Source organism: Bacillus sp. UNC125MFCrub1.1, assembly GCF_000701305.1.
Taxonomy (GTDB): Bacteria; Bacillota; Bacilli; order Bacillales; family Bacillaceae; genus Bacillus; species Bacillus altitudinis.
This window is the reverse complement of record NZ_KL370769.1, coordinates 219954-245457: the sequence shown is the minus strand read 5'-3', so window position 1 is coordinate 245457 and position 25504 is coordinate 219954. Positions and strand designations below refer to the sequence as shown.

The 25504-nt window shown below is 42.4% G+C and carries 15 protein-coding genes; 7 read left to right on the top strand and 8 right to left on the bottom strand.

Annotation, left to right across the window (positions count from 1 at the left end; genetic code table 11):
- Positions 1–63: 63 nt before the first annotated feature.
- Positions 64–2202, bottom strand: a complete 2139-nt coding sequence (gene nasC / locus N521_RS14055) for an assimilatory nitrate reductase catalytic subunit NasC (RefSeq protein WP_025207473.1) — start codon at positions 2200–2202, stop codon at positions 64–66.
- Positions 2199–4460, bottom strand: coding sequence for a nitrite reductase large subunit NirB (nirB, locus tag N521_RS14050; protein ID WP_035391795.1), 2262 nt, complete (start codon positions 4458–4460; stop codon positions 2199–2201). Before nirB ends, nasC begins: the two co-directional genes overlap by 4 nt.
- Before the next feature lie 169 nt (positions 4461–4629).
- Between nirB and N521_RS14045 the strand changes: the two genes are divergently transcribed.
- Positions 4630–5832, top strand: coding sequence for a nitrate/nitrite transporter (locus tag N521_RS14045; protein WP_017367412.1), 1203 nt, complete (start codon positions 4630–4632; stop codon positions 5830–5832).
- Positions 5833–5895: 63 nt separating this feature from the next.
- On the opposite strand, the gene gltD is transcribed toward N521_RS14045, so the two are convergent.
- Together gltD and gltB are read right to left on the bottom strand one after the other, a co-directional pair.
- A complete protein-coding gene (gltD, locus tag N521_RS14040; protein ID WP_008346585.1) occupies positions 5896–7380 on the bottom strand; it encodes a glutamate synthase small subunit in 1485 nt (494 codons plus the stop codon).
- A 16-nt stretch (positions 7381–7396) separates the two neighbouring features.
- On the bottom strand, positions 7397–11968 hold the full coding sequence (gene gltB, locus N521_RS14035) for a glutamate synthase large subunit (protein ID WP_017367413.1): 4572 nt from the start codon (positions 11966–11968) through the stop codon (positions 7397–7399).
- Positions 11969–12121: 153 nt separating this feature from the next.
- Between gltB and N521_RS14030 the strand changes: the two genes are divergently transcribed.
- The 3 genes from N521_RS14030 to N521_RS14020 all read left to right on the top strand — a co-directional run bounded on the left by N521_RS14030 (position 12122) and on the right by N521_RS14020 (position 16678).
- Positions 12122–13024 (top strand): glutamate biosynthesis transcriptional regulator GltC, encoded by a 903-nt coding sequence (locus N521_RS14030; RefSeq protein ID WP_008346581.1) that lies wholly within the window; start codon positions 12122–12124, stop codon positions 13022–13024.
- Positions 13025–13118: 94 nt separating this feature from the next.
- On the top strand, positions 13119–14852 hold the full coding sequence (locus N521_RS14025; RefSeq protein WP_035391793.1) for an ABC transporter ATP-binding protein: 1734 nt from the start codon (positions 13119–13121) through the stop codon (positions 14850–14852).
- Complete coding sequence (locus N521_RS14020; protein WP_035391791.1) at positions 14849–16678, top strand: ABC transporter ATP-binding protein; 1830 nt, start codon at positions 14849–14851, stop codon at positions 16676–16678. The genes N521_RS14025 and N521_RS14020 overlap by 4 nt, the downstream gene beginning before the upstream one ends.
- 59 nt (positions 16679–16737) lie before the next feature.
- Here the strand turns inward: N521_RS14020 and N521_RS14015 are convergent, their stop codons facing one another.
- Complete coding sequence (locus N521_RS14015) at positions 16738–17559, bottom strand: MerR family transcriptional regulator (RefSeq protein ID WP_035391789.1); 822 nt, start codon at positions 17557–17559, stop codon at positions 16738–16740.
- An 88-nt stretch (positions 17560–17647) separates the two neighbouring features.
- Between N521_RS14015 and N521_RS14010 the strand changes: the two genes are divergently transcribed.
- Positions 17648–18217: a GNAT family N-acetyltransferase gene (locus N521_RS14010; RefSeq protein ID WP_035391788.1), complete on the top strand. Its 570-nt coding sequence runs from the start codon at positions 17648–17650 to the stop codon at positions 18215–18217.
- A gap of 199 nt (positions 18218–18416) precedes the next feature.
- Here the strand turns inward: N521_RS14010 and N521_RS14005 are convergent, their stop codons facing one another.
- The 3 genes from N521_RS14005 to proC are packed head-to-tail and all read right to left on the bottom strand — an operon-like array spanning position 18417 to position 21647.
- Complete coding sequence (locus tag N521_RS14005) at positions 18417–19685, bottom strand: glutamate-5-semialdehyde dehydrogenase (RefSeq protein WP_025207480.1); 1269 nt, start codon at positions 19683–19685, stop codon at positions 18417–18419.
- An 18-nt stretch (positions 19686–19703) separates the two neighbouring features.
- The gene (gene proB, locus N521_RS14000) at positions 19704–20822 is read right to left on the bottom strand and encodes a glutamate 5-kinase (RefSeq protein ID WP_019743320.1); all 1119 of its coding nucleotides are present in this window, start codon (positions 20820–20822) and stop codon (positions 19704–19706) included.
- Between the two features lie 27 nt (positions 20823–20849).
- Complete coding sequence (gene proC, locus N521_RS13995; protein ID WP_035391787.1) at positions 20850–21647, bottom strand: pyrroline-5-carboxylate reductase; 798 nt, start codon at positions 21645–21647, stop codon at positions 20850–20852.
- Positions 21648–22117: 470 nt separating this feature from the next.
- Between proC and N521_RS13990 the strand changes: the two genes are divergently transcribed.
- Together N521_RS13990 and N521_RS13985 are read left to right on the top strand one after the other, a co-directional pair.
- Positions 22118–23314: a cytochrome P450 gene (locus N521_RS13990; RefSeq protein ID WP_035391784.1), complete on the top strand. Its 1197-nt coding sequence runs from the start codon at positions 22118–22120 to the stop codon at positions 23312–23314.
- A gap of 118 nt (positions 23315–23432) precedes the next feature.
- Positions 23433–25472: a molybdopterin oxidoreductase family protein gene (locus N521_RS13985; protein ID WP_035391782.1), complete on the top strand. Its 2040-nt coding sequence runs from the start codon at positions 23433–23435 to the stop codon at positions 25470–25472.
- Positions 25473–25504: the final 32 nt, after the last annotated feature.

The window sequence follows — 25504 nt, the reverse complement described above, 5'->3', positions numbered from 1 at the left end:
TTTAGAAAGTACCATAATCTAAACAAAGATGGAAAATACATGTTAAAATTTCTCACATAGTTTTCAATTCTTGTAGGCTGACAGCTGTACAGGACAATATTTAAAACCTGGCATTTTACTGTGTGGATCTAACTGTTTACCAATTAATAGGTTAATTGATTGATGTTTATTCCAGTGAAACGGAACAAACACAGTATCTTTTCGGATGCTATCTGTTATGTGGCACCTCATGATGACACTACCTCGTTTTGACTGGATGGTGACGAGCTCCCCGTGCTGAAGTCCATAAGCTTCGGCTGTGTCAGGATGAAGCCCTACATAAGCTTCAAACTGCCGGGCAACAAGAGAGGTGCTTTTTCTTGTTTGAACGCCCGTTTGGTAATGAGCCATCACCCTGCCGGTCGTTAAATAGAGTGGATATTCTGGACTGACTGGTTCTTTTGCACCCTGTTGTCCATGTGCAACGACTGCAAATTTTGCTAATTTATCAGGATGTGAGAATTGATGCTCAAATAGTCTTTCTGTTCCTCGGTCTTCCAAATGAGAGCAGGGCCATAATATGCCTTGCGTCTTCCTTAACCTGTCATAGGTCATACCGGAATAATCGGCTTTGGCTCCTTTCGTTGCTGTTCTCAATTCCTCAAAGATGTCTTCTGCAGATGAAAAAGAAAAAGAGCCGCCTTTGCCTAATACTGCTGCTATTTCACAAATGATTTGCCAATCGTGCTTTCTTTGGTGTTTGAGTGGATAGGTTGCTTCTCTCAGCGTAACGCGTCCTTCTATGTTCGTCATGGTCCCTTCGTCCTCTAAATATGACGAAGCTGGTAAAATAACATCTGCGAGTGCAGCCGTCTCAGAGATAAATAAATCAATTGCGACAAAAAAGGACAGCTGCTCGATGGCTTTTTTGATAAAGCTTGCATGCGGACCTGATTGAACAGGATTAGAACACATTAAAAAGAGCGCTTTTATCTCTCCTTTCTGCATTTTTTCAAACATTTCAAAAGCAGATACACCTTTTCCAGGCAGTTCTTTTTCATCGATCTTCCATATTTCGGCCATTTCTTTTCTATGTACTGGGTTTGTGATATCACGGTAACCAGGAAGCTGATCTGCTTTTTGTCCATGCTCTCTTGCACCCTGTCCATTTCCTTGCCCAGTAATGGCACCATAGCCACACCCAATCCGGCCAATCTTCCCAGTAACAAGCAGAATATTCAGGAAATTACGAACGGATGCTGTCCCGTCTATTTGCTGCTCAATGCCTCTTGCAGTCAGAATCATGCCTGTTTTTTCGCGGGCGAATTTTCTCGCTATTTTTTGAATGACTTTCATCGATACACCGGTTTGCTGCGTAATGTCTTGCAGGGACATGTGTGAAATATGCTGTTTCATTTCTTGAAAACCTGATGTTCGTTTTTTAATAAATTCTTCGTCTAGTAACTGTTCATGAAGCATGACGTGTAAGATTCCATTTGCGAGTGCAGCATCTGACCCAGGCCTTAAGCTGACATGTAAGTCAGCTAGTTTGGCTGTTGCTGTTTTTCGCGGATCGATCACGATGAGAAATGCCCCGTTCTTTTTAGCTTCTTCCAAGTACGGTATGAGGGTCGGCTGACATTCCGCTATATTGGTTCCAACCAATAGTAAAACCCGGGCATGCTTGATGTCACGAAGCGGAAAGGTTAGACCCCGATCAAGTCCAAATGTTTGGTTAGCTGCTGTTGCTGCTGAAGACATACACAGTCTTCCATTGTAATCAATGTATTTCGTTTTAAGGGCGACCCTTGCAAATTTTCCGAGTAAATAAGCTTCTTCATTTGTAATCGATGCACTACCATACACACTGATAGCATCGTTCCCATGTTCCGTCTGAAGGGTTTGAGTGCGTGCTTTGATTTCGTCAAGTGCCTCTTGCCAAGTCACTTTGACAAATTGACCGTTTCTTTTGATGAGGGGGTGATTCAATCGTTCCTTGTGCAGTGCGTGCTGGTGGGCATGCTGCCCTTTCATACAGATCCTGCCGAACGTGGTTGGATTATGAATACCTATCGTCTGGTAGCGTGTTCGCCCTTCTGCGTGCTGCTCGACTAATTGCATTTTGCACTGCATACTGCAAAACGGACATTGAGATGGGAATACCCTTTTTCGCTCTTGCTGCTCTGATGTTTGCTGCACATATTGTAAAAAAGATTGATTCATACATTCACACCCTTTTGTCTACTTTGCTCAAATTGCTCGCAGAGCTCTTCTCTCATTTCCTCATCGAGCAATTTTTCTCGGATGGAAATGATGCCGTTTTTTTGGATCCAGTCTCCAATAGATTCTTGAAAATATGCACGTTTTCTATAGTCTTCAAGCAGTGCTTTTAAAAAAGGAATCAGCTCATCCGTTCGGCTCACAGAATAAAAAAGTTGACCTCCCTTAGGTTGACGTATGCTGCCTCCTATATAAATGTCCCATTCATCCAGCTGCTTCTTGATGCAGATGTCATAGATGGGGCTGAAATGACATACGCAGGAAGGACCAGCGATATGAATCGATGTGACTGCAGGTAAAAGCGTGTTTTCTAGTTGTCTTTCGATCTCCATGACAAGTGTTGTGACAGATGGATCGTGACGACAATCACATGATAGAACATGAGAAAGTCTCTTGCTTTCTTGTGGCATGATGTGTCCATGTTCTTTTACAATATGGGCGGCCTCTTGTGAAATACCGATCAGCCGAATTCGTTTATTCTCCGTTAGTTCTACGTGCTGAATTTGCTTTTGCTCTAATAATCCGGTTATCATCTGTAAAAATGTCAGATCAAGACGGCCACCATATAACTGAGGCATTAGTATGTGCTCATGATCTGATGGGCTGTCTTTTACGAAAAGATCTTGAAACTGCTCAAGATAGTATGGAATGGCTGCTCGGCACTTGTCACAGCCGTTATCTGTCATCCAATCAAATTGTCTTCTTACTTGCTCTTCATTCAGCGGCTGCTGCTTTTTTACATACGAAAAAATGGTCTCTTCCTCTACATTTGTGCACGAGCAAAACGTGTCCAGTGCTTCCGTTAGCTGATTTGATGAGACATGGCAGCAGGCACGAACAAGCTCTTGACAGCCTCCGCAGCCCGTTGCGGCCCCTGTCTGTTTTTTTATCTCTTCTAAATTTGTCAGCTGATGGACCGATATGCTTTTGAATATCGCTCCCTTCGTCACCGTATGGCATTGGCAGATGAGATCCTCTGTTTTTAATGAATCTAAAGGGGATATCTGCTCTTCATTCAGTGATTTCATGACTACGCTTTTATCACGCCCCACTTTTACATCCTGCAAAAGCTGCTCAGCTCTCTCAAGTTGACCAACTAATACAACGCCTGTGAGCACATCATGTTCAAACACTAGTTTTTTATATACTTCTTGTTCTTCATCTAAGTAAGTCACCACTGAAGCGGAGGGGGATCGGTTTACAATACTGCCAGCAGAATAAATAGATATGTCATTTGCTTTCAATTTTGTTGAATAAATGGCAGGAGGTAAATTCGTGACCAGTTCATCTAATAAATGATTCGCAAGCACGTTTGCTTGTTCATAAATAGGCTGCACAAGACCGTGCACCATTCCCTTATGCTCTGCACATTCTCCAATAGCATAAATATTCTCAACGTTTGTCTGCATGACATCATTTACAACAATGGCTTTTCTTGTATGAATGCCGTGCTGTTTTGCAAGCTCTATATTCGGACGGACCCCTGTTGTGAAAACCACGAGATCAGCATCCACGATGTCTCCACTTTTTAACAGAACGCCTTCTACTCTCTCGTTTCCTAAACATGCAATCGTATGAGCATTTGTTTTTACCTGAATCCCCTTGCGACTTAATTGTTGAGACAAAAGCCCTGCAGCGGTTTCATCTAATTGGCGTTGCATAAGCCAATCCGTGTGATGAATCAAGGTTGTCTTCAGTCCAGCGATCTGTAAACCAGCGGCCACTTCCACACCAAGTACACCACCTCCAATGACTGCTGCACGCTCATAGCGTAAAGAATCAGCGTAAATGGCCTCATAATCGTCAATCGTACGAAAAGCATAGACCCCTTTTTTGGATACGCCTTGTATAGGTAGAAAATGAGGCGATGAGCCTGTGGCGATAACCAGTTTGTCATACGGGATATTCCGGCGTGCTTCTGTCATGAGCAATTGACGCTTTGTATCGATGTGGACAACTGCTTCGCCTGTTTGGATGGTGATGTCATGTTTGGTGTACCATTCTTTTGGCTTTAGTTCAATTTGAGACAATGATTCACTTTTTTGTAAAACCGATGAAAGTTTTATTCGGTTGTAGGCCGGGTGCTTCTCTTTTCCAATGATCGTGATGGAATAGCGTTCTGGCTGATTCTTTACGATATGCTCGATACATTTCATACTCGCCATGCCGTTTCCGATAAACACGAGTTTACGTTTTGCCATGTGAGATCAACCTTTCTAGCTTTTTGCGCCAAAGCAATGTTTGCCTAGATTATGGCACACATTTGTAAAAAAGTGTTTATCCATGTCATTTTTTCTAACACAATACTTCCATTCCTTCTATCAACTCGCTATCTTTAAGTCAGAAAATTCAAAATAAAGGAGTGGTTTTGTGAAACTCTCAGAATTGACTTCTAGTGGTCATCCTAAGACATTGTTTGGTTCATTTTTATATTTTGACGTGAGTTTCATGATTTGGGTTTTGCTGGGGGCACTCGGTGCTTTTATTGCACAAGATTTTGCCTTATCGACAATAGAAAAAGGCATGATTGTAGCCATTCCGATTTTATCCGGATCTTTTTTTCGAATTGTGCTAGGCCTATTAACAGACCGAATGGGACCTAAAAAAACAGCGATGATGGGCATGATTTTGACCACCATTCCGCTTATATGGGGGTTTTTCGGTGGTACAACCCTTTCAGAGCTAGTACTGATCGGGATTTTATTAGGGGTTGCAGGTGCGAGTTTTGCGGTCGCTTTACCGATGGCAAGCCGCTGGTACCCTCCTCATTTACAAGGGGTAGCGATGGGAATTGCCGGCGCCGGAAACAGCGGAACACTGATCTCGACACTCTTTGGACCAAGGCTTGCGGAGATGTATGGCTGGCATACAGTGATGGGGCTCGCTCTTATTCCTTTAAGTTTCGTCTTTTTGTTTTTTATTTTCACAGCAAAAGATGCACCAAACCAGCCGGCCCCTCAGCCGCTTCGGTCCTATTTTTCAGTCTTTAAAGTAAAGACAACGTGGTTTTTCTGTCTTCTTTATGCAATTACATTCGGTGGTTTTGTCGGACTTTCAAGTTTCTTGAGTATTTTCTTTGTGGACCAATATGCGATTTCAAAAATTCATGCCGGTGATTTTGTGACGCTTTGTGTGGCGGCAGGCAGCTTCTTTCGGCCAGTTGGCGGTTTGATTGCCGATAAAATTGGCGGGATGAAAGTACTGCTCGGTTTATTTGCTTTGATTGGTATCTGTTTAGGGGCAGTGAGTAGTCTACCTGCTTTACCAGTGGTCATTGCGCTTTTATTTGTCGGAATGATGTGTCTTGGTATGGGGAATGGGGCGGTGTTCCAGCTTGTGCCGCAAGTGTTTCATAAGGAAATTGGGATTGTGACTGGAATTGTAGGGGCTGCAGGAGGCATTGGGGGATTCTTTTTACCAAACGTTCTTGGCAGTTTAAAAGAAATGACGGGCTCCTATACGTTTGGTTTTTTGACCATTTCTCTTTTTGTTCTTGCTGTCTTCCTCTGTTTGGTTGTCTCCCAGTTCAAACGTAAAAAAGTCATTATCCAGCCAACCATGTCTGAATCATAAAAAGCCATGACCACTCTTTGGTCATGGCTTTTCTCTATATATGGTAAACACCCTTTGTTTGACCTATTTTGGCAGAACCGAACTCCCCATTAAATAACGGTCTACCTCATGCGCCACTTGTCTGCCTTCGTTAATTGCCCAGACAATCAAGCTTTGACCGCGTCTTGCATCTCCCGCTGCAAATACGCCTTCTACATTCGTCGTATATTCCCCATATTTTGCGTCAATCCGATTGTTTTTGCTGTCCACGCCAAAGTGTTTCACTAGCGGCTGTTCAGTTCCCTCAAAACCAATCGCAATAAAGACTAGCTGAGCTGGCCATACCTTCTCTGTTCCTGGAATCTCATGAAATTCAAACTTCCCTTGCTCGTTTTTCACCTTTTCCATTTGAATGGTATGAAGCTCTTTTAACTTCCCATTTTTATCAGCCACAATCTTTGTGGTTTGAATCGAATATTGCCGCGGATCTTCTCCAAATTTTGCTTGTGCTTCTTCGTAAGCATAATCTAGAGAGAAGACATAAGGCTGTTCTGGCCACATGTTATCCCCTACACGTGTATCTGGAAGCTTTGGATGCTTTCCGAATTGAACAACACTTTTTGCTTTTTGGCGAAGTGCAGTTGCGACGCAGTCAGCGCCTGTATCTCCTCCGCCAATCACAATGACGTCTTTCCCTTTTGCGTCAATAAAGTTTTTATCTTTGAATCCTGAATCAAGCATGCTTTTTGTTGCGAGTGTTAAATAATCCATTGCCAGGTGAATCCCTTTTGCTTCCCTGCCTTCAATTAACAGGTCACGCTGCTTTTGTGCACCTGTACAAAGGATGACCGCATCAAATTGCTCTTTCAGTTCATCAGCCGTGATATCCACACCAATTTCTGTATTGGTCACAAAGTCAATGCCTTCTTGTCTTAGCAGTTTAACTCTGCGCTCAACGACTTCTTTGTCGAGCTTCATATTCGGAATACCATAAGTGAGCAGTCCACCAAGACGATCAGATCGTTCAAACACGGTTACAGCGTGCCCTGCTTGGTTTAGTTGGTCTGCACTTGCCAGTCCTGCTGGTCCTGATCCGACAATGGCAACCTTTTTCCCTGTACGGCTTGAAGGAATTCTTGGTGTAATCCAGCCATTTTCAAAACCTTTATCAATGATCGTCCGTTCGATATTTTTAATCGATACTGCTGGATCATTGATCGCGACGGTACATGAGCCTTCACAAGGTGCTGGACATACTCTTCCAGTAAATTCAGGGAAATTGTTCGTTTTTTGTAGTCTTTCAAGCGCTTCTTTCCATCTGCCCCGGTAGACAAGGTCATTCCATTCTGGAATTAAATTGTAGATCGGGCAGCCAGAAACGCCGCCCCTGATCTCCATCCCAATTTGACAAAACGGTGTTCCGCAATCCATACATCTAGCACCCTGCTGTTTCAATACCTCATCTGTATAAGGAGCTGAATATTCTTTCCAGTCATTTTGACGAGTGAGAGGGTCACGTTCATTTGGCTTTTCTCTTTTATAATCCATAAAACCTGTTGCTTTGCCCATTGTCCTCTCCCCTTTCTTAATGAGCGACGGCTGCTTTTTGCCCGTTTGCCGTTTCTTTATTTTTCGGTTTTGTGTTTGCTTCAAATGCGAACATAACAGCTTCCTCGTGGCTGAGGCCTGCTTGTTTTTGTTCCTCAATGCTTTGAAGCATCATTTTGTAATTTCTCGGAATGATCTTAATGAATTGATTCTTTTCTTGTGCCCAGTTCTCTAGAAGCGCTGCTGCTTTTGAGCTGTTTGTATAATCAAGGTGTTCCTGAATCATTTGCTTCACTTCTTGTTCTTCTTCGTGATCTGTGAGTTTTTCAAACATGATCATTTCCATGTTACACATTCTTTTGAACTGTTTTGCATCGGATGTATGCACATAAGCGATACCGCCAGACATCCCTGCGCCAAAGTTCTTCCCAACGTCACCTAAAATGACAACACGTCCGCCAGTCATGTATTCACAGCCGTGATCACCGATTCCTTCAACGACCACATTGACACCTGAATTACGAACGGCAAATCGTTCACCTGCACGACCGTTAATATACGCTTTTCCGCTTGTCGCGCCGTAAAATGCAACGTTACCGACAATCACGTTCTCATGTCCATTTTGTACAAAGTGATCAGATGTTTTGACAGCAATTTTGCCTCCAGAGAGTCCTTTGCCGATATAGTCATTTGAGTCACCTGTTAAATATAAAGACATCCCCTTTGGAACAAATGCGCCGAAGCTTTGTCCAGCTGAACCAGTGAACCGAAGTGTGATCGTATCCTCTGGCAGACCTTCTTCTCCGTAGCGCTTAGACACTTCACTGCCCGTAATCGTTCCAGCTACACGGTGAATGTTGCGAATGTTTAGTGACAGATCAACCGGTGTTTGATGATCGAGCGCTTCCTGTACATAAGGGAGAATCTCATTCATATCCAGTGATTCATCAATTTTATGATTTTGCGGCGTTCTGAATGTGCGTGGTCCCTCTGGCTGATATAGCAGGGTTTCAAGGTTCAGCTGTCCTGCTTTCCAGTGTGCTTTTGCTCTTTCACTTACTGATAAGACATCCGTACGCCCAATCAATTCATCCATTGATGTAAAGCCAAGTTCAGCTAAAATTTCTCTTACTTCCTCTGCAATAAACATCATGAAGTTGACAATGTGATCAGGGTCACCCATGAATTTTTTGCGAAGTTCTGGGTTTTGAGTAGCGACTCCGACTGGGCAAGTATCTAAATGACATGCTCTCATCATGACGCATCCTAATACGACAAGTGGAGCTGTCGCAAAGCCGTATTCTTCTGCTCCTAAAATCGCAGCCATGACAACGTCGCGTCCTGTCATTAATTTGCCATCCGTTTCAAGAACGACTCGCTCTCGAAGGCCGTTTAAGACAAGGGTTTGATGCGCTTCTGCCAATCCAAGCTCCCAAGGAAGTCCTGTATGTTTAATACTTGTTTTCGGAGAAGCTCCAGTACCGCCATCATATCCACTAATTACGATGACATCAGCTGTCCCTTTTGCAACACCTGCTGCAATCGTTCCAACGCCAGCTTTAGAAACTAGCTTGACACTGATGCGTGCGTCACGGTTTGCGTTTTTCAAATCATGGATCAATTGAGCCAAATCCTCGATTGAATAAATATCATGGTGAGGCGGTGGTGAGATTAGGCCAACACCTGGCGTAGAACCACGTACGTCTGCGACCCAAGGATATACTTTATTCCCTGGCAGTTGTCCGCCTTCTCCAGGCTTTGCACCTTGCGCCATTTTAATTTGCAGTTCATCTGCATTGACTAAATAATGACTTTTCACACCAAAGCGGCCAGAAGCAATCTGTTTAATTGCACTTCTGCGATCATCCCCGTGCTCATCTACTGTGAAGCGTGCAGGGTCTTCCCCGCCTTCTCCGCTGTTGCTTTTGCCGCCAATTCGGTTCATCGCAATCGCTAGTGCTTCATGCGCTTCTTTACTTAATGAACCAAATGACATCGCACCTGTCTTAAAGCGGCGTACAATGGATTCAGCAGATTCAACTTCTTCCAGACGAACTGGCTTTTGTTTTGAACGAAAAGCAAATAGATTTCTAAGGAAACCAATTCGTTCTTCATCCGCTGCCTTCGTATATTGCTTAAATAAATCATAATCTTCGTTGCGGCATGCCCACTGAAGGGTATGAATGGTTTTTGGGTTAAAGGCATGATGCTCTCCATTTTTTCTCCACTGGAATTCACTGCCTGATTCTAGCGTTTGATCAGTTGATGCCTGATACCCAGCCTCATGACGAAGCTTTGCTTCACTTGCAATGGTGTCAAGATCAATACCGCCTAACTGCGAAGCTGTTCCTGTGAAATACGCCTGGATGACATCTTCACTAATACCGACTGCTTCAAAAATTTGTGCGCCTCGATAGCTTTGGACAGTGGAAATTCCCACTTTAGACATTACTTTAACTACGCCCTCAGTCACACTTTTCCCAAACTTTGTGACAGCTTCATCAAAGCTAATCGCAATCGCTTCTTCAGCAATAAGCTGTTTGTATGTTTCGTAAACGAGGTACGGATGGATCGCATCTGCGCCGTAGCCAATCAGTGCGGCAAAATGATGAACCTCTCTTACTTCTCCAGATTCGACGATTAAGCTCACCTTTGTTCGTAAGCCTTGACGCACAAGATGCTGATGAAGTGCACTCAATGCAAGAAGTGGTGGAATCGGCACTTTTTCTTCCGTCATATCACGATCGGAAAGAATTAATAAAGATACCCCTTCACGAATGGCTTTTTCTGCCTCTTCAAACATCGCATCAAGACCACGTTTTAGGTCATCAGTGAAAAGTGTATGAATCGTTTTGCTTTTAAAGGCATTATGAACAATCGTTTTCAAGCCGTTAAACTGCCCGCTTGTTAAAACGGGTGTATAAAGTTTAATTCTTCGGCATGAATATTCATTTGGATGTAAAATATCTCCCTCAGCACCTAACCAAGTCATGGTCGATGTGACAAGCTGTTCACGAATGGCATCAATCGGCGGATTCGTGACTTGAGCAAACAGCTGTTTGAAATAAGAAAACAGCGACTGCGCACGATCTGATAACACAGCAAGCGGTGTATCACTTCCCATCGAGCCTATTGGGTCCTTGCCTTCTTCTAGTAAAGGAATTAAATACTTTTGAATGTCTTCGTACGTATAATGGAAAGCACGCTGACGCGTTAACAAATCACTCATTATACTAGAATTTTCTGAATTTTCTTCCGAGCGATTGACGTGAACCATTTCTTCATCGAGCCATTTTTGATAAGGAAGTTCATTCGCAATCGAAGATTTCACTTCTTCATCAGAAATAATGCGTCCTTCTTCTAAATCGATTAACAGCATTTTACCTGGTTCAAGACGGTCTTTATACTTCACATCTTCTTCATTCGTGTCGATGACGCCAACTTCAGATGAGAAAATGATATGATCGTCATTTGTCACGTAGTATCTCGCGGGTCTTAATCCGTTACGATCTAAGATGGCGCCGATTTGTTTACCATCCGTAAACGAAATCGCTGTTGGGCCATCCCATGGCTCCATTAACGAACTATGGTATTCATAAAATGCCCGTTTCTCTTTTGACATGTGCGTATTCTCCGTCCACGGCTCAGGAATCAGCATCATCGCTGTATGAGCAGGAGTACGCCCTGCAAGCACGAAAAATTCAAAGGCATTGTCTAAAATGGATGAATCACTTCCGTCTGCATTCAGCACTGGCAAAATCTTGTCTAGATCTTCTCCGAAGGCTTCAGACACGAATTGTTGTTCTCTTGCTCTCATCCAATTGATGTTTCCTCTTAATGTGTTAATTTCTCCGTTATGAATTAAGTAACGGTTTGGATGCGCTCGTTCCCATGTCGGGAATGTATTTGTACTAAATCTTGAATGAACGAGTGAAAATGCAGAAACAAATGTTTCATCCTGTAGATCAAGATAAAAAGCATCAACTTGATCTGATGTTAAAAGCCCCTTATATACGATGGTTTGACTCGACAGGCTGACAAAGTAAAATTGTTTTTCCTCTGCTGTTCCCCAGTTTTCAGCCTGCTTGCGGATGACGTATAATTTTCGTTCAAATGACAAACGGTCTGTTATGTTGTCGTTTGCTCCGATGAACACTTGCCGGACAACCGGACAGCTCTTCGCTGCAACCGTTCCAATTTTCCCAGCATCAACAGGAACCGTTCTCCAGCCAATTAATGTTTGCCCTTCTTGTTTAATGAAGCCGTTGATCTTTTGTTCGATCGCTTGACGCGTTTTGGCATCATCATCTTTTGAAAAGAACACCATTCCTACCCCGTAACGGCCCTTTTCAGGAAGTGCAAGGTCTTGACAGTTCTTTCTAAAAAAAGCGTCTGGCAGTTGTACCATTAAACCGGCACCATCACCTGTATACGGATCACTGCCTTGCCCGCCGCGGTGATCAAGCTGGCACAGCATTTGCAATCCCTTTTTGACGATGCTATGTGTCGCCTCCCCTTTTAAATGGGCGTACAGTCCGATTCCACATGCATCATGTTCAAATTCAGGACGGTAGAGACCTTGTGGTTGTGGTAGTTGATTATAAGTCATCGTTTCTCTCCCCCGTTTAAAAGATCCGTTTTTTCAAAGTAATAAAATCTCACAAACTCTGTAACTTATTTTAAGTTTTCAAATTAATATAAACAATATATAATTTAGATCAAAACAATCTCTTTTTGAGATAGATGGGTGTGAAGTGCAAAAATGGAACTTCGTCAATTACGTTATTTTGTAGAAGTTGCTGACCGTGAACACGTGTCAGAAGCGGCTGAAAACTTACACGTTGCCCAATCTGCCATCAGCCGGCAGATTGCCAATTTAGAAGAAGAACTTGGAGTGGCTTTATTCGAACGAGAAGGACGAAATATCAAATTAACGAAAATCGGCAGACAATTTTTAGATCATGTCAGAACTGCACTCAAAGCCATTGATTACGCAAAAGAGCAAATTGATGAATACTTAGACCCTCACAAAGGGACAGTGAACATTGGATTTCCTACAAGTCTAGCAAGCCAAGTGCTCCCTTCTGTCATTTCCGCATTTAAGCTGGAATATCCTGAGGTCGATTTTTTACTTCGGCAAGGTTCCTATAAGTTTCTGATTGAAGCTGTCAAAAATCGAGACATTGATCTTGCCTTTTTAGGACCCGTCCCGACAAACGATCCTCAAATAGAAGGAAATATCTTGTTTTCCGAAAGCATTTATGCCCTTTTACCGGTTAGCCACCCCTTTAGCGGACAAAGGAGCATTCATTTAAGTGATTTAAGAAAGGATCATTTCGTGTTATTTCCTGAAGGGTATGTGCTGAGACAAATTGCGGTTGATGCTTGCAAGCAGGCAGGCTATGAGCCTACCATTTCATCTGAAGGAGAAGATTTGGATGCCATAAAAGGTCTCGTATCGGCAGGAATGGGTGTTACCTTATTACCCGAAAGTGCCTTTTATGAAACAACACCGCGATTTACAGTGAAAATTCCCATTGATTTCCCTCAAGTGAGAAGAACGGTCGGAATTATTGCTTCTAAATCGAGAGAGATGTCTCCTTCTGCCCATGATTTTTATATGTTTGTAAAGGACTTCTTTTCAAAAATTGAACAATATAAATAATTCATTAAAACAAGACATTTCATTTGTAGAAATAATCCCTCTTTGTATATGATGAGTTACAGAACAACAGACTATATGGAAGAAAGGTAATCGTATGAAATCAATTTTATCGTTTTTAAAGCCCTATCGGCTATCCGTTGTGTCCATTGTGATTCTCACCTTTTTAAGCAGTATGCTCCAGCTGTATTTACCGACGCTTACGGCAGATATCGTTGATGTCGGGATCGTCCAAGGAGATGTCGCTTATATATGGAAGGTTGGGGGCTGGATGGTGGCTTGTTCTTTACTTGCCATCTTGCTCACGATTTGGAAGTCCTACTTGTCATCTAAGACAGCTCTAGGCTTCGGGCGTGATATGAGAAGACAGCTGTTTGTGCATGTCGAACAATTCTCATTAGAAGAATTTCAAAAAATCGGGACATCTTCCTTTATTACAAGATCCACAAATGATGTGAAACAAGTTCAAGATGTCACGATCATGATCTTACAAATGATGACACGGGCGCCTCTAATGCTTGTTGGTGGAATTATTTTGGCTGTATCTAGAGATGCTGTGTTATCTCTCATCTTTTTAGCAGCTCTTCCCCTTCTTGGCGGGTTCATTTATTTGGTGTCAAGAAAAGCGATCCCCCTCTTTGGCCAGCTTCAGAAAAAAACGGACCGGCTGAACTTGATTATGAGAGAGTCGCTTTCAGGCATTCGGGTCATTCGTGCGTTTAACCGAGTAGATGACGAAAAGGAACGTTTTCAAAAAGCCAATACATCGTATAAGGATACTGGCCTTAAGGTCAATCGATTAATGGCGTACTTGTTCCCTTTTATGCTCATTATCATGAACTTCACGAATATCGGTATTGTCTGGATTGGCGCTAATCGGATTGATGCCGGACAGATGGAAGTCGGGAATCTGATCGCCTTCATTCAATATGCGATGATGATTTTAATGGCACTCATTATGCTGTCTATGAGTTTTATTATGGTGCCTAGAGCTCAGGCATCAGCTAAACGGATGAATGAAGTGTTAAATCTAGAACCAAGAATTAAAGACAAAAAAGAGGCTATCACTAAACTTGATCAGCCAGCCCAGTCCATTCGCTTTGAGAATGTGTCATTTTATTATTCAAATGCTGAAAAACCAGCCGTTCAAGACATGACGTTTGAAGCCAAAAAGGGTGAAACGACGGCGATCATTGGCAGTACAGGTTCCGGGAAAACGACCCTTCTTCAGCTGATGACACGTTTTTATGAAGCAACAGAAGGAAAAATTATATTAGATGGTGTCGATATTAGAGAATTGCCTCAAGAGAAACTGAGAAGTCAGATGGGTTATGTTTCTCAAAAAGCCATTTTATTTAGCGGAACCATTGCTGATAATGTGCGCTTTGGCAAACGAGATGCTACAGATGACGAGATTTGGCAGGCACTGCGGACAGCACAGGCCGAAGAATTTGTTTTGCAAAAAGATGGCGGAATTCACGCAGAGATAGACCAAGGGGGTTCGAATCTCTCTGGCGGTCAAAAACAACGTCTTTCGATTGCAAGAGCACTCGTAAGAAAACCTGCATTCTACCTGTTTGACGATAGCTTCTCTGCCCTTGATTACAAAACGGATGCAAAACTTCGGTCAGCGCTAGAAGCTGAAAAAGAGCATGCTGCTTTGATTATTGTGGCTCAAAGAATCAGCACAGTGAAGCATAGCGATAAAATCATTGTGTTAGATGATGGAAAAATAGCAGGTATCGGTACACATGAACAGTTACTGAAAGATAACCTTGTCTATCAAGAGATAGTCACATCACAGGAAGGTCAGGAGGTGGAGCAAGGATGAGTAAAAAAATGTCTTCTGGAATGGGACATAAAGGCGGTCACCCAAGGGGTCCAGTACAAAAACCGAAGGAATTTAAAAAAACACTTCTTCGTTTAACGGGCTATTTAAAACCGAGAAAATTTCAGCTGATCATTGTCCTGATTGCAGCGATCGGTTCAACCGTTTTTAATGTTGTCAGTCCAAAATTACTTGGGGATGCCACCTCTTCCCTATTTGAAAGTTTTACACAAGGAACTGGTGTTCAATTCGATGTCATTTCACGCATTTTATTGTTGCTTGTTCTATTATATGTCGTGGCATCTCTCTTCTCATTCGTGCAGCAATATGTAATGGCGGGTGTCTCGCAGCAGACCATTGCTGAACTAAGACAAGAAGCGAGTGACAAACTTACACGTCTCCCTCTTCGTTATTTTGATAAAACAACACACGGAGACACGCTGAGCCGGGTGATGAACGACATTGATAATATTAATACTTCTTTACAGCAGGCACTCACGCAAGTGATCACATCTGTTATTACAGTCATTGGTATTGTCGTCATGATGCTTTTCATCAGTCCGCTGCTGACACTGCTTGTTTGTTTGACGCTGCCTCTCAGTTTGATTGCGATTCGAGGCATTACATCATTTTCGCAAAAGCATTTTAAAGCACAGCAAAAAGAACTAGGGATGATCAATGGACATATTAATGAAATGTTCACAGGACATCAGACGGTTCGTGCGTATGGCTATGAAAAGAAAGCCATTGATACATTTGATCAATTAAACGAACAACTATATGAATCTTCAAGAAAAGCACAATTTATCTCCGGCTTAATGATGCCGATGATGACCTTTATTGGGAATCTTGGCTATGTGGCGGTAAGTGTTGCTGGCGGAATTCTTGTCATTAACGGGAATATTCGTGTTGGGGATGTGCAAGCATTTATCCAATACACACAGCAAATGTCGCAGCCGCTTGTGCAAGCATCCAGTGTTGCAAACTTAGTTCAATCTGCTATCGCTTCAGCTGAACGGGTGTTTGAAATTCTGGATGAGGAAGAAGAAAATGCGGAAGAAGATGCAGCGATTGATCTTAAATCCCTTTCTGGAGATGTGGCCTTTGAGCACGTTCACTTCGGTTATGAGAAAGATCAACCCATTATTAAAGATTTGAATTTACAAGTCCGAGAAGGACAAACGGTTGCCATTGTTGGGCCAACAGGCGCTGGAAAAACAACGATTATTAATCTGTTAATGCGCTTTTACGAGCTAGATCAAGGCTCCATTCGCATTGGCGGCGTAAAAACAACCGACCTCAGCCGAGAGCAAGTACGTGACTTATTTGCGATGGTTCTTCAGGATACATGGCTCTTTGAAGGCACAATTTATGACAACATCGCATATGGTAGACCGCATGTTTCAAAAGAGGATGTGTTGAAGGCCGCTAAACATGCCTATGCAGACGATTTCATCCGCACCCTTCCAGATGGATATGACACACTCTTAACAGAAGATGCCGGCAACCTCTCACAAGGTCAACGTCAACTGTTAACCATCGCCCGTGCCATCTTATCTGATCCGAAGATATTAATCTTAGATGAAGCAACAAGCAGTGTCGATACACGGACAGAGATGCATATTCAAAAAGCGATGAATGAATTAATGAACGGCAGAACAAGCTTCGTCATTGCACATCGACTTTCAACGATTAAAGATGCCGATCTCATTTTAGTCATGAAAGATGGCACGATTATTGAAAAAGGAACTCATCGTGAGCTTTTGAAAGAAAAAGGTTTTTATGCAGACCTCTATATGAGTCAATTTGCCGAGAACCAAGTCGGTTAAACAGCACCAAAAAGGATAGACAGCATGTAAAAATGCATGTCTATCCTTTTTGTGATACCTTAAGCTTCCCGTTTTCTGACTTTCACACTGAGTTTTGTCATGTAATCCGCTTCATTTTTAGACATCAGAGAATGAAGTAAATACTCCTCAAAGACATCTCCATCCAGTATCATATCCTCTGCTTCGATTTGATCTAATAAACGTGAATAGGCAGTCTCCATCTCTTCATATGTTCCTTGTTGATACATGACTGCATATAGACCCGCTGGCTTTTTGACTGCATCCGGCCCTTCCATTCGGCAAAACAGCCTATCAGACTGATGATAATGACGCTGCAAAAACTGCTCCTTGTTTAAAACAGAACCATTTGCCGCAGCACCTTTAATCCCAATTCCTTTCAGAAATTCTCCTACAATTCGAGAAATTTCTTCTACAGGTGTGTTTGAATCAATCGGGTTTGATGTACTGAGGACGATCGGTTCCTCTGGCAGTTCTTGAAACAAGACCTCCCCTGTTTTCACTGATGATAATTCATTCGTTGTCTCGATCACACGAAAAAGAAAAGATTGAATATCCTGTAGTTTTTGGATCTCCTCTCCGACCTTTTCTGCTTGATCAACCGCCAGGCTTTGCAATTTATCTTGAGAAGGCTCAGTAAAGTATTGTTTTAATTGCTTGATCGGAAATTGAACAGCACGAAGGGATTGAATGGCCATGAAATGATCAAATTGTTCAAATGTATAATAACGGTATCCATTTTCCTGAACACCTGCCGGCTTAAACAAATCGATTTTATCATAATAGAGCAGTGTATCTTTTTTCACTTCAAATAATGACGCAAATTCTCCAGTTAAAAATGTTTTTTGAACATCGCTCATCATTTTTAGGGCTCCTTTCTTGACTATGGAGTTACTCCATCCTTTATGATAACATGCATAAACACCACGTATGTGGAGAAAGGATTTACACATGAACAAAATCGCACAAGATCAAGTCACATTATCACTTGCAAAACAAGAGGACTTCCCTTTGATGAAAAAGGAACTGCAAGATGCTTTCACAGCTGGCATCATTGATGCATTTGGGAATGCAGAAGGTGGACCAATTCCTCCTGATGAGTCGATTGATGAATCTTTTTATTCGACAGAGAACCTTGTCTATCATATTTTACTAAATGGTCAAAAGGCAGGAGGGGTTGTTTTAAAAATCAACCATCACACACACCGCAATTCGGTGGACCTGTTATATATCTCTTCATCATCTCACAGCCGAGGCATTGGTCAGGCAGCATGGAAAGCCATTGAGGCGCAATATCCAGAAACGAAGGTGTGGGAAGTTGTCACTCCTTATTTTGAAAAGCGCAACATTCATTTTTATGTGAACAAATGCGGGTTTCAGATTGTTGAGTTTTATCACTTACACCATCCAGATCCGAGCTTCCCTCATGAGAAGAATCAAGAAAATGACCCTTTAGCACCTGAGACATTTGAATTTTTCAAATTTGAGAAAGTCATGAAAAAAGATTGTTCAAGTTCATAAAAAAACTCCCTCTTATGGGGAATTTCAGATTGTTGACAAAGGGCTAAAATGGACTTCATTTTAGCCCTTTGTCTTCTTTTTCAAGAGTTGTCAGTGCTTCAGCATCGTTTCCATGTCGTTCCCCCTTTTTCTCTCTTCTTTTCTCATACACTAAAAAAACACTACCCCAAGAAGAAAGGTAGTGTTCGTTACATTCATTCTAGCTTCTAATCTGACCATCACCAGATAGAAGCAGCTTTGTTGTTGTCAGTGCAGGAAGTCCCATTGGCCCTCTTGCGTGCAGTTTTTGAGTAGAAATGCCAATTTCAGCGCCATATCCTAGTGCACCGCCATCTGTAAAACGTGTAGATGCGTTATGATAAACAGCGGCCGCATCGACTTCGTTTAGAAAGATTTGTGCGTTTTTTTCATCCTCTGTTACGATGGCTTCTGAATGTTTCGTTCCGTACTGATCAATGTGGTGAATGGCGTCCTCAATTGAGTCAACGACTTTCACCGCAAGATCAAGACTTAAATACTCATCTGTCCAATCCACTTCCTCCGCAGGAACCGCTTCGGAAAAGAAAGATTGAGCGTCTTGATCTCCATGCACAGTGACATGATGCTGAAGCAATGCTTCATTCAATGCTGCACCATTTTCTTTCAGCCAATCGCGATGAACGATCAGAGTCTCAAGCGCATTACAAACGGCCGGACGATTTGTTTTCGCATTGATGACAATCTGAATGGCTTTTTCTACATTCGCTGTTTGATCAATAAAGATATGGCAGTTCCCTGTCCCTGTTTCAAGAACTGGAATGGTCGATTCTTCTACAACGGTTTTGATTAAAGAAGCCCCGCCTCTCGGAATTAAAACATCAATCCACTCTTTTAGATGAAACATCGCTTGAACCGATGAACGGTCTGTTTGTTCAATAAACTGTACCGCATCACGAGGGATCTTTGTTTGATCCAATGCCTCATGAATGACGCGGACGATGGCTTTGTTGGAAGAAATAGCGGAGGAACCGCCTTTTAAAATCACTGAGTTGCCTGCCTTGAGGGCAAGCCCTGCTGCATCGACAGTGACATTCGGTCTCGCTTCATAGATCATCCCGATCACGCCGAGCGGTACTCTTCGGCTTTTCACATGTAAGCCGTTCTCAAGAGTCCATTCATCCAATATTTCTCCAACAGGATCTGTTAATCTCGTCACAAGCCGCAAACTTTCTGCAAACTCATGAATTCTCTCTTCATTTAACATTAATCGATCCATTAATGCTTCAGAGAAGCCCTTTTCTTTTCCTGCCTCTAAATCCTTTTGATTTTCCTGTAAAATAAAATCACTTTGCTGTTCGAGCGTTTCTGCTATTTTCAGCAGCGCCTCATTTTTTTCCTCTGTTTGAAGTAAGCCTAGTTTTTTTGATACGTGCTTTGCTTTTTTCGCTTTTTCTTTGACCGATGTGACAACTTCAGCTGTCAGTGTCATGAAATTCCTCCCTTATGATTAGCAAACTGGTATTGATAAATCTAAATGACAAACAAACGCTTCAAGATCTACGACATGCACCACTTCATCCTGTAGCAAGTCACCGTTGAGTGCGAGTTCGTCGGACGCATAATTGACAATGCCAAGCCCTATTTCTCTTTCATCTTGATCTAAAATACGGACTACATCGCCTTTTTTAAACGAACCCTTTACATCGACTATGCCGTCAGAATCCAGACTTTTCTCACGATGCATGAGAAGCTCCTGTGTTTTCTCTTGAACAACGATTTCGCCTTTTGGGCCAGAATGAAAAGCAATCCACTGTTTTTTATAATTCAGCGGCGCTAAATTTTCGTCAGCTGTAAAATAAGTGCCGTCCTCTGTCCCGTTGATGGCTTTGTCTAAAATGTGAGGCGTATCGGCTTTTCCCAAAAAGCCATTGATGCCTGCGGCCATTGAAATTTTAAAGGCATCGAGTTTTGATTTCATTCCGCCTGTGCCAACGCTGCTTCCCGCATCTCCAGCGGCTGCTTCGATGTCTTCTGTGATTTCTGTGACTTCTAGAATTCTCTTCGCATTCGGGTTTGTATGAGGGTTATCTTCATACAAGCCATCAATATCAGATAAAATAGCAAGGAAATCCGCATCAATCAGTCCAGCTACTTTTGCAGACAATGTATCATTATCTCCAAACTTCAACCGATTGATCGTCACTGTATCATTTTCATTAATAATCGGGATGATCCCTCGATCTAATAACACATTCATTGTATTTCGCACATTTTGATAGCGCGTTTCATCTGAAAAATCACTTCTTGTAATTAATAGCTGTGAAGCAATATAGCCGTGCGATAAAAATAAAGTAGAATATGACTCCATTAAAAGCCCTTGCCCTATTGAGGCAGACGCCTGTTTTTCTGGCAGTGTTTTCGGTCTATCAATAAATCCTAATTTTCGGTAACCAGCTGCAACCGCACCAGATGAAACCAAAATGACTTCGTGTCCTTCATCTTTGAGTTTTACAATTTGATTGACGAGGTTTTCTAGTTTTTTTAAACTAATCTCACCTTGAAAGCTAGTAAGAGAGCTGCTTCCGATTTTCACAACAATTCGTTTTCTCTCTTTATCTGCGTACACCTTATCACTCCTGTATTGAGGCTCTATTTATATCGTTACTTTTTGTTTTTGCTGTTCACTTATTTCTTTTGATCGATTGGCGGCATGTTTGACGGCCTGCTTGATGGCTTCTCCTCCGCCAAAATCATCTAATGCATCTAGTCCTGCAGCAGTTGTTCCATTAGGTGACGTAATTTTTTCTCTGAGGACAGAAGGATTTTCAGCTGTTTCTTGCAGCATCTTCGCTGCACCGAGAAGTGTCTGTGTACCGATTTGACGGGACATTTCTTTTGATAAGCCAGCTTCTTCTCCAGCTTCTTCGATTCTTTCCATTAAGAAATAAAAATAAGCTGGACCGCTTCCGGCAATTCCTGTGAAAATATCCATTTGCTCTTCCTGAATGGTATACACTTCTCCCATTTCAGATAAAAGAGCCCGACTCATGCTTACATGTTCATTTTTCACATCACGTCCAGCAGATAAAGCGGTCGCCGACGCCCCAATCGTACTTGACGTATTTGGCATTACTCGCATAACAGGCTGCCCATCATGCAGCATGTCTTCAATATACGATGATTTCACACCTGCAAGTACAGACAGGATGAGCTGATCTTTCTGAATATGAGGTTTTAATGATTCAAGTGCTGTTTCAGCATCCTTTGGCTTCATTGCCAGGATCAACATATCCATTTCTTCAAAAGGAAATGAATCCATTGTGGCTGTTTGGATTCCGTAGCGTTTCGTTAGTTCGTTTAATCGCTGCTTATTTTGCTTGTTTGTTGCGTAAATTTGGCTGAGCGGCATCTGACCTGATCGCACAATACCTGCAATCATTCCTTCCGCCATAGAACCTGCTCCAATGAAAGCAACTTTCTTTTGATCAATGATATTGATCCTCTCCCTTGTTCGCTTTTTGTTCGTGTTTTTCGCACGTTAGTTATCGTAACATGATGAGAAATCGTGTCAAGAAAGAGCCAGCGCTTTTCAAAAGTCCCGAATGCGCGCTGAACAGCTTGCGGTATGTATGTTAGCCGTGTTTTTTCAAATCATCAATTTAGATCAAAAGAACTATACAGATTTGAATCATAGTACCCTTTCGTTCGACTGAATTCACCATTTTATTTTTGGTTTCGGTGACTTCAATTCTAGTTTTTAGAAAGCGCTATCATTTTTGATGACTTTCTATTTTCCTATAGGATGAATGTGTTTGAATCTTTCAATTAGACTATTGACATATTTTAGAAAACATGTCCGTTGAAATGCGTTTTTCGTGGTGATACCGTGAAAGGGAATCAAGAGAAAAAGGAGCGTTCATAATGAAAGTAAAAGAAAATTACGTTAATGTCATCCCAATGAAAGAAATCCGATCTACAGATGACCTTCTTTTCCCATTCCCTATCTACAATGAATTACGATCGCAGGGTGATATTCGATACGATGAAACGAGAAAGTGCTGGGATCTCTTTCGATATGCTGATATTCAGTCTGTTCTGAAGCAGCCAAAAGTGTTTTCATCACAGCGAGGAAGAAGCACATCTAAAACGAGTATTTTAACAATGGACCCTCCAAAACATACCAAAATGAGAGCACTCGTCAATAAAGCCTTCACGCCAAAAGCGATCAAACAAATAGAAGAAAAGATCAAAGACTTGACCCATGATCTATTACATCAAGTAAAGGATCAACGGACCTTCGATATTGTGCAAGATCTTGCCGCTCCCCTACCTGTCATGATCATCGCCGAGCTTCTCGGTGCAGAAGTGAAAGACAGAGAGCTGATCAAAAAACATTCAGATGCTCTAGTTGCAGGAGCCAAAGATGATTCAAAAGAAGCTATTCAAGCCGTTGTCGACATGCAAAAACAAGCAGAAAAAGAGCTGTCAGCGTACTTTGCTCATTTGATCCAAAAACGAAAAGAAACGCCAGCCGATGATTTAATCTCCCTTCTCATCCAAGCGGAAATTGACGGTGAGCGTTTATCAGAAAATGAACTACTTGGCTTTTGTATACTCTTACTCGTTGCTGGTAATGAAACAACAACGAATTTAATCACAAATGCAGTACGACTTTTAACAGAACAGCCGCATATCGCCGAATCAGTGAGGAAAGACCTGTCTCTCATTCCTCAATTGACAGAAGAAACGCTACGCTATTATCCGCCTGTTCAAGCGATTGGGCGAGTTGCAGCAGAGGATGTTCAGATTGCCGGTTCTCACATTGAAAAAGGAGACTATCTCATCAGCTGGGTGGCATCTGCGAATCGTGATGAACGGAAGTTTGACGATCCAGATACGTTTCGTCTTGACAGAAAATCAAATCCACATTTGAGCTTTGGCTTCGGCATCCATTTTTGTCTTGGTGCCCCTCTCGCCCGGCTTGAGGCTCATCTAGCACTTGAGATTTTACTCCGTACGTTTCGAGAAATCACCTGTACGGCAGATCAGCTGAAACCAATTCAAAGCACGTTTGTGTTTGGGGTCAAAGAATTCCCTGTGCAGGTCACCCGCTTTTAAAAGTCCCTTTCATTAGGGGCTTTTTTTCATATGCTTATCCTTACCTTCCTCGTCTGAACATGCTAAAATAAAGTCCATATGTACAGTGATCACGGAATTCGGAAAGGAAGCTAAACGTATGACCGATTACACAGCAATGAAAGACGGAATATTCAAATCAGTTTGTTCGTTAGATTGCCCTGACCAGTGCGGTCTTTTAATCCATAAAGAGAACGGAAAGATCGTTAAAGTTCAAGGAGACCCAGATCATCCAGTCACTCAAGGAAACATTTGCAATAAAGTGCGGAATGTCACAGCTCGTTTATATGATGAAAAACGTCTGACAACGCCATTAAAACGTGTAGGTCAAAAAGGTGACCGGCAGTTTGCACCAATTACGTGGGAAGAAGCGATTGAAACCATTCGTCAAAAATGGACAAAGCTGATCGAAGAAAAAGGACCAGAAAGCATTTTGCCTTACAGCTTCTATGGGAATATGGGGAATCTTAATGCAGAAGGAATGGACCGCCGCTTTTTCTATCGACTTGGCTCAAGTCAGCTAGACCGAACCATTTGTCAGTCAGCCGGAACAACAGGCTATAAATATACAATGGGCGCAAGCATCGGGACAGACCCAGAAGAAACCATTCATACGAAACTATTTATCTTTTGGGGCATCAATGCGGTTTCAACCAATATGCATCAAATCACGTTGGCACAAAAAGCTCGAAAGCAAGGGGCTAAAATTGTCGTCATTGATGTGCACAAAAACCAAACGGGCCGGATGGCAGATTGGTTCATTCCGCTTCGCCCTGGCACTGACAGTGCGCTAGCTCTTGGGATCATGCATGTCCTTTTTAAAGAAGACCGCACAGATGCGTCATTTTTAGAGACTTACACGGTCGGTCACAATGAACTTCGCGAGCATGTGAAGCAGTATGATCCAGAAACGGTTGAACAAATCACGGGTGTCCCGAAAGAAGACATCATCACACTTGCGAGAATGTACGCAGAGACAACGCCGTCTCTCATTCGTATTGGCAATGGGCTACAGCATCACGATAATGGCGGTATGAGTATTCGAACCATCTCCTGCCTCCCTGCCCTCACCGGTCAATGGCTGCATAAAGGCGGCGGTGCGATGAAATCGAACTCTTCTTTTCTTAGTTATAATGAAATCGCTCTTCAGCGACCGGAATTATTAAAGGAACGCGAACCTAGAACATTTAATATGAATCAGCTGGGCAGCGTGCTAACGAACGCAGAACCTTCTATTGATTCTCTTTTTGTCTACTCTTGCAACCCGGCTGTTGTGACACCTGAAGCAAATAAAGTAAGAGACGGTTTGATGCGGGAAGACTTATTTACGGTTGTCCATGACTTGTTCATGACAGAGACAGCCTCTTATGCGGATATTGTTCTGCCAGCTACATCTGCCTTTGAAAACGAGGATTTTTATACTTCTTACTGGCATCATTACATTCAAATTCAAGAACCTGTTATAGAACGTTATGGAGAAAGCAAATCAAACACAGAAGTGTTTCGTCTTTTGGCTCATGCGATGGGCTTTGAAGATGAAGCCTTTAAAGACACAGATGCGGAACTAATGGAACAAGCTCTTCATCATCCTGAAAATCCGCATTATGAAAACATTTCATATCAAGCGTTAAAAGAGAAAAAGTGGATCAAAGCAAAACGAGGGCCTTTCGAAGATTTAAAGCTCCCTACCCCAAGCGGGAAAATTGAGCTTTACTCTGAACAAATGAAAAAAGATGGATATCCAGCCCTTCCAACCTATGTACCTTTATTCAAGGAAAGTGATTATCCACTAACGTTTATACCGGGACCAAACCATAATTTTCTTAATTCCACCTTCTCTCTTCATGAGAAGCATCAAAAGCTAGAGAAATGTCCGAAGCTTCATATGAATGAACAAGATGCAAAAGAAAGACAGATTGAAGATGGGGACATGGTTCGTGTGCTGAATGATCGAGGAGAATGCGAGCTGATCGTGTCAGTCGGACAAAATGTGTTATCTGGTGTTGTTGTCAGCCAGGGATTATGGGCAGACCAAAAAGGCAAAAAACATTTGGTGAATGGCCTCACACCTGATCGCTTGGCAGATATGGGCGGCGGTGCGACGTTCTTTTCCGGCAGAGTCGAAGTTGAAAAATTATGATAGAAAAAGCCAGGAGTTTTGCTCCCGGCTCT

Excerpts from the sequence above, each read along its gene's own strand:
- nasC (WP_025207473.1), bottom strand. The coding sequence starts at position 2,202 with ATGAATCAATCTTTTTTACAATATGTGCAGCAAACATCAGAGCAGCAA.
- nirB (WP_035391795.1), bottom strand. The coding sequence starts at position 4,460 with ATGGCAAAACGTAAACTCGTGTTTATCGGAAACGGCATGGCGAGTATG.
- gltD (WP_008346585.1), bottom strand. The coding sequence starts at position 7,380 with ATGGGCAAAGCAACAGGTTTTATGGATTATAAAAGAGAAAAGCCAAAT.
- gltB (WP_017367413.1), bottom strand. The coding sequence starts at position 11,968 with ATGACTTATAATCAACTACCACAACCACAAGGTCTCTACCGTCCTGAA.
- N521_RS14030 (WP_008346581.1), top strand. The coding sequence starts at position 12,122 with ATGGAACTTCGTCAATTACGTTATTTTGTAGAAGTTGCTGACCGTGAA.
- N521_RS14025 (WP_035391793.1), top strand. The coding sequence starts at position 13,119 with ATGAAATCAATTTTATCGTTTTTAAAGCCCTATCGGCTATCCGTTGTG.
- N521_RS14020 (WP_035391791.1), top strand. The coding sequence starts at position 14,849 with ATGAGTAAAAAAATGTCTTCTGGAATGGGACATAAAGGCGGTCACCCA.
- N521_RS14015 (WP_035391789.1), bottom strand. The coding sequence starts at position 17,559 with ATGATGAGCGATGTTCAAAAAACATTTTTAACTGGAGAATTTGCGTCA.
- N521_RS14010 (WP_035391788.1), top strand. The coding sequence starts at position 17,648 with ATGAACAAAATCGCACAAGATCAAGTCACATTATCACTTGCAAAACAA.
- N521_RS14005 (WP_025207480.1), bottom strand. The coding sequence starts at position 19,685 with ATGACACTGACAGCTGAAGTTGTCACATCGGTCAAAGAAAAAGCGAAA.
- proC (WP_035391787.1), bottom strand. The coding sequence starts at position 21,647 with ATGGCGGAAGGAATGATTGCAGGTATTGTGCGATCAGGTCAGATGCCG.
- N521_RS13990 (WP_035391784.1), top strand. The coding sequence starts at position 22,118 with ATGAAAGTAAAAGAAAATTACGTTAATGTCATCCCAATGAAAGAAATC.
- N521_RS13985 (WP_035391782.1), top strand. The coding sequence starts at position 23,433 with ATGACCGATTACACAGCAATGAAAGACGGAATATTCAAATCAGTTTGT.